At 58.9% G+C, this 3,602-nt stretch carries 4 protein-coding genes; all 4 read left to right on the top strand.

Going from position 1 to position 3,602, the window contains the following annotated elements; translation table 11 throughout:
• The first annotated feature begins 103 nt into the window (after positions 1-103).
• On the top strand, positions 104-1,462 hold the full coding sequence (locus I2D41_RS01200) for a plasmid recombination protein (RefSeq protein ID WP_195363270.1): 1,359 nt from the start codon (positions 104-106) through the stop codon (positions 1,460-1,462).
• Positions 1,463-1,505: 43 nt separating this feature from the next.
• Positions 1,506-1,742, top strand: coding sequence for a type II toxin-antitoxin system RelB family antitoxin (gene relB, locus I2D41_RS01195; RefSeq protein ID WP_035138971.1), 237 nt, complete (start codon positions 1,506-1,508; stop codon positions 1,740-1,742).
• Entirely contained in the window at positions 1,726-1,995 is a 270-nt protein-coding gene (locus tag I2D41_RS01190; RefSeq protein WP_035138972.1) for a type II toxin-antitoxin system RelE family toxin, read from the top strand. Before relB ends, I2D41_RS01190 begins: the two co-directional genes overlap by 17 nt.
• Before the next feature lie 189 nt (positions 1,996-2,184).
• Positions 2,185-2,901 (top strand): replication protein, encoded by a 717-nt coding sequence (locus I2D41_RS01185; RefSeq protein WP_195363269.1) that lies wholly within the window; start codon positions 2,185-2,187, stop codon positions 2,899-2,901.
• Positions 2,902-3,602: the final 701 nt, after the last annotated feature.

Raw genomic sequence — 3,602 nt, 5'->3', positions numbered from 1 at the left:
ATGGGAATCCGATATCCGATACCGATACGTCGGGGTGGTTTGGAGGGGTTTCACCCCTCCATCTCGGCGGAGCCGAGCGGGCAAGGAAGAGGTGCCGCCGCCGATGACGCGCAGCAATCTCGACCGCTGGGAGGATTGCGGAGAAGCCCCGCAGGGCACGTCCTTAGCGCAGCTAAGGTCTAACGTGCTAGACTTTAGTCGATTAAGTCTGTACGGCTCGGAGGTTTCCATGGCTCACATCGCGAAATACAAGGCTCCATCGGTCGGGCACATGCTCGCCCACTACCGCCGCGACCGCAGCAGCCTGGAGCGCGACAATATCGATCCCGAGCGCATCAAGAACGACTTGGTGGTCGGCCACTACACGAACAAGGACGGCAAGCTCGTTGTGGGGCGCGTGGAGCCGCGCGAGGGCGAGCCGAACTGGGGCACGGTGGAGAGTCGCATCGAGCGCGTGAACAAAGCCCAGAAGGCCGCAGGGAAGCGCGCCACGCGCAAGGATGCGGTCGTTATGGCTGACGTTGTTGTGACGCTTCCCGACAATGTGCGCAAGGGCGATGAGGACAGGTTCTTCCGCCTGACGTACTGGTACCTGTCGAAGAAGTTCGGCATCGAGAACATGATGGGCGGGTACGTCCACAAGGACGAGGTGCTGAAGGATGGCACGCCCGCCCGCGACCACATGCACGTGCCGTTCACGCCCATCCTCGATGGGCGCTTCAACTACAAGAAGATGTGCCCCCGCAGCTTCTACCAGAGCATGCACAAGGAGCTTGGGGATTACCTAGAGGGGCGCATGGGCTACCGCCCCGCAATCGAGCTTGACGAGGAGACGCGGGCGCAGCGCGTGTACACGGACAAGTCAGTGGACATCGACAAGGTGCGCGGCGCGGTCGATAGGGCGGTCGTGCAACCTGCCGAGGACGAAGCGGCGCGAATCGTCGCGGCGGCTAGGGAAGAAGCCGCCGCTTTGCTAAACGATGCCGAAGCGCGTAAGGCAGAGCTTGTTACCGAGATTGCCGACAAGGAGGGTGACCTTGCCGAGCTTGACAGCCAGCTCGAGGACGTGAAGCTCGATATCGAAGATGAGCAAGACCGATTGGAGTGTCTTCGGCAACGAGCGGACGGAGTTGCGCGAGACATTGGAGAGCTTCAACCCATCGCTACCGAGGTTCGGGGCTGGGAAGCTGCGGGAAAAGCTGAGCGCGGCGCAATCCTCGATAACATCGTTGTTAAGTGCGATGGACTCGCGAGCCGCATCAGAGCAGGAGTTGCGGGAATACGAATCAAAGTGGAAGAGCTTAGAAGCCGAATATCGCGCTCGCTCGAATATCTGATGCGCAGGGAACAGCCAAGGCAACAGAGCCTTAATGACGTGCTGCGCGATGCGCAGCGGGCGGCGGATGCGTGGAACCGCGATCACGCTGCACCGCAGAGGACGTATCGCGGACGGGCTAGATGATGTGTTATAGTAGTACCTGTAATACACGACAAGGAGGTGCGACATGGCTACCGCGGTCACATCAATGAGGATTCCAACCGAGTTGAACGAGCGCTACAGCCGTCTTGCGAAGGAGACTGGCAGGTCGAGGAGCTTCTACGTTAACGAAGCCCTGCAAGAAGCTATCGACCGTTTCGAGTACGAGTACGGGATTCTCAAGGATATCGAGGACTATCGTGCTGGCAGGCTTGAGACCTACAGCATCGACGAGGTAAGGGCGCACTGTGGCCTGGCGAATTGATTTCACGAGGAACGCCGACAAGGCGATGCGCAAGCTCGATAAGGGCGTTGCCGCGCGGGTGTTTGACGAGCTTGACGAGATAGCGAAGCTCGAAGACCCAAGAAGCAGGGGCAAGGCATTGACGGGAAATTTGGCAGGCGTGTGGCGATACAGGGTCGGTGACTACCGAATCCTGTGCGACATCAATGACGGCAGGCTCGTCATTCTCGTGGTCGATGTTGCGCATAGACGCGAGGTTTACAAGCGCAGATAAAAAAACAAAAGCCCACCGCGCGGACGCGATGGGCTAAAATAATCAAAGGCTGGTTGTGGTTGCCGCCGACAACCAGCGAGTAAAAACGGAGATAGTAGCTCCGCCAAACCCTAGGTACTATTCTACCAATTTCGGGACGAATTACCAGCTTGGAGCCGCTTTCTCCATGACGAGGAAGGGGCCATTTTTATGCCTCGAAAGCGAACGGAAGCAGATAGGGCTTACGACAAGAAACGCGCAGGTAAACGCACTCGTAATTGGGCTTTCCTGCTCTATCCAGAGAGCTGTGACACAGCCTGGCGCGATCGCCTCGCGCAGATGTGCGTTCCCGCGTTCGTGTCTCCACTGCACGATCAGGACACCTGGACGGCCTATGACGAGCAGGAGAATGAGCAGCACAAGCAGGGTGAGCCGAAAAAGGCTCACTACCACGTCATGCTCATGTTCAACTCCGTCAAGACGTACGAGCAGGTCATGGAGTCTGTCGAGGATCTGAAGGGCACGAGCTGCGTGCCCATTGAGGACTGCAAGGCTTACGCCCGCTACCTGTGTCACACAGGCCAGAAGGACAAGGCACAGTACAGCAGGGATGACGTTCTGCAGTTCGGCGGCGCCGACTATGCCGAGATGACCGAGGGCACCTCTGACAAGGTCAAGGTGATCGCGGAGATGGAGAACTTCATCGAGGAACAGGGCATCGACTCCTACCATGTCCTGAGCCGCTACGCGCGTCAGGAGCGCCCTGACTGGTACCGCGTCCTGGTCTGGAACGGGCGACATCTCAAAGACGTCATGCAGGCCATGACGTGGGAGCGCAAGGAGCAGGAGCGCGCGCAGGCGCAGGCCTATGTCACAGCCCGAGAGTGCCACCGCCCAAACGAGGGCGAGACGCACTATGAGGGGTAAGGGCTGGGGCGACATCGATGGCTAAATCGAGTTGTGTCACAGCTGAGGACGCGGGGTAATAGGGGCCGCGTAGGCCCCTATCAGAGGGCGCGGCAGCGCCCGTGCCGCCTGGTGATGAGCGGGCTGGTCAACAGGGCAGGGACGGCGATGAGCGGCCAAGAAACGGGTGTGTGCATCGCTTTCCCTGCCCTTCTTTTGTGCATGCAAGATGTGGGTTTGTGTGCACAAACCATGCTGTGTCACAGCTTCGGATCAATCAGCCATGGTTGATTTCGGGAGAAAAACAGGGGGGGGTGTACTACGACACACCCCCCTGTGTTCCGTGTTCCGTAATCCGGCATAAAAAAATAGCCCCTGACCTGCGGTTTTGTTAACGCAAAAAGTGGTCTTGGGCGGTGGTTCGGGGGCGCTTCGCGCGGGGCGAACCAGCTGGCTAGCCAGCAGCCCAAGCGTAACATACCTGTCAAGGGGTATCAAGTGAGACGTGGAGAAAAGGTGAGGGGCGGCCCCCGAACGGTTGTGACGACAGCTTGAAACCCCTGTCCGCGTGAGGACGGGGGCAAGATCGTAAATCGTGACTACGGGGCGGCGTGGTCTGCGAAGCAGATCTAAGCCGACTCGTTCACGGATTGCGGAATTGACGCGGCGGACAACTGGAAAACCAGACTGGGATAAGGGTCGATGGACGCTCTGCTCCATCG

The sequence above is a fragment of the Collinsella aerofaciens genome (genome assembly GCF_015552075.1).
Classification (GTDB): Bacteria; Actinomycetota; Coriobacteriia; order Coriobacteriales; family Coriobacteriaceae; genus Collinsella; species Collinsella aerofaciens_Y.
The sequence above is the reverse complement of the archived record's forward strand: the minus strand, read 5'-3'. Positions and strand labels throughout refer to the sequence as shown.

Coding starts and splice junctions, on each gene's coding strand:
- I2D41_RS01200 (WP_195363270.1), top strand. CDS start 104: ATGACGCGCAGCAATCTCGACCGCTGGGAGGATTGCGGAGAAGCCCCG.
- relB (WP_035138971.1), top strand. CDS start 1,506: ATGGCTACCGCGGTCACATCAATGAGGATTCCAACCGAGTTGAACGAG.
- I2D41_RS01185 (WP_195363269.1), top strand. CDS start 2,185: ATGCCTCGAAAGCGAACGGAAGCAGATAGGGCTTACGACAAGAAACGC.